The sequence below is a fragment of the bacterium genome, from assembly GCA_009926305.1.
Classification (GTDB): Bacteria; Bdellovibrionota_C; UBA2361; order UBA2361; family RFPC01; genus RFPC01.
Genome location: RFPC01000193.1, coordinates 1 through 1799, shown reverse-complemented (window position 1 = coordinate 1799; position 1799 = coordinate 1). Strand labels below are relative to the sequence as shown.

Below are 1799 nucleotides of genomic sequence, written 5' to 3'. Positions count from 1 at the left end.
AACGGCTCAAGGACACCCTCTGCGGCACGAAGGTGATCTGGAAGGACGACTACGAACGGCTCAAGGCCGGTCGCAGTTACTTCGGTGACTTCGACCCCTTTGGAGACTTTGACCTGCTGTTTGGCGCCAGCAAGTTGAACCTGAAGATCGTGGAAGTCCCGGTTCGCTACCAAGAGCGCAGCTACGGCAGCTCGAACATCGCCCACGTCAAAGAGGGCCTGATCCTGGGTCAGATGTGCCTCTATGCTGCAAGAAAACTACGGTTTATATGAGTAAGCCTCGGACAGTTTTTGGGTCTTGCGAACGTATCTCTCTATTTGCATTCTTCATTTTATTGGCGACCCCTGCATGTTTGATTGGATGGCTTGGGATTGGTCGCTCATACTTTTCCATCCCTGATCAGGACCTTCTCTGGCTTTCGGAAGGGATGCGTCTTGTAAGGGGAGTTGCCCCTAGTTACGCAGATCATCCAGGAGCAATATGGTCTCTAATCTCTTCTTTTAATCTTAGTTATCTCCTCCAGTCTGTAGATCTAGGCTCGACGTTTGTTTTTGACACTAATCAGCTTCTCCCTGAGGCGATTGCAGAGAGGTCAGTCTTCTTGATGAGGATTCAAAACGCCTTGGTTGTATCTGTGATTCCGATTCTTTTCTATGTCCTTGCTCTTCAGTACCGGATAAGGAAAACTATTGCCGCGGTTTCTGCTTTCACGTTTTCCTGTTCTACGGCTTTGCTTGTTGCTGTTAGCGAGGTTCGCCATGAAGCTATGAGCTTGCTTTTCTTCGGCCTTTTTCTGATAGCAGTGAACTCTTTGGTGGAAGCTGCTTTCTGTGGACTTTCTGCTTGGAGGCGAGTTCTGCTTGTTGCTCTTGTATTGGCCTCATTCTTTTTGCTCTGCTTTTCAAAGCAGCAGGCATTGTGTCTCTTTCCGTTTGCGATTCTGTCCGGGGCTTGGATGTATCGAATGGGCTGCGAAAAGCAGAATTATTCGTCTTTGACTTTGCCGGTCAGCATTCGCCGAATCCGCTTTTGGTTCTCGGGGCAAATGTTTCCGGCTCTGATTGTTGGTTCTTCTGCTGTGTGGATCTTGTGTGCTCTTCCTGATCTTGATCTTATCAACCTTCCATTTTGGGTGGTTATAAACTTTTTCCTTGCACTAATGGTCTTCCTTTCTACTGGAAGTGGTCTTGCTTTCAGTAGTGCAGTTGGATTTTCTTTTCTTTCCATATTGGTCTCTCAGCTGGTCGTATTCCGAGTTCTTTCCCCCGGTTGGTGGCGTCAGGCGGTGACAGGTTTCCCGTCCTGGATGTTTCAGTATGCAAATGAGACGGATGATAAAGTCTCTCATTCATTCTCAGGATTCAAGAATTATCTGGGCGATTTCTTTCTTAATCCAAGATTTGGGTTTTGGCTTGTTGTGATTTTGACCTTTGCTGCCGTGGTTTCGCTTTTGCTTAGGTTTAAAACTTCTGATTCCATTTTTAGTTCTTGTCTGTCTGGGTGGCTCTTTTTGGATTCTGCTTGGATATTCTCTATTCTTGTTGCCATTGCGTTTACTCAGAGATTTGCTGTTAGGTATGAAGTCTATTTCTACGCTCCTCTTTTGATGCTTTCTGCGCTGAGGCTAGAGTCATTTTGTGCGGGTTTTCAAGTATCTGGATTCGCGGGCAAAAGACTAAAGTGTGATCTATTGGCGCTAGGTTACGCTCTGTTCTTGGTTCTTTTGCTCTTTAGATCTACCTCTAATTTGTCGCAACTATCTGCTTTCGTCAATACTGGTCAGCCTTCTGAGTTTTTGT

2 protein-coding genes are annotated in these 1799 nt (G+C 46.2%); both read left to right on the top strand.

Going from position 1 to position 1799, the window contains the following annotated elements; all coding sequences use genetic code 11:
• A partial coding sequence (locus tag EBR25_13655; protein NBW42028.1) for a glycosyl transferase occupies positions 1-272 on the top strand: 272 nt, incomplete at its 5' end.
• On the top strand, positions 269-1799 hold a 1531-nt coding region (locus EBR25_13650), incomplete at its 3' end, for a hypothetical protein (protein ID NBW42027.1). The genes EBR25_13655 and EBR25_13650, both read left to right, overlap by 4 nt.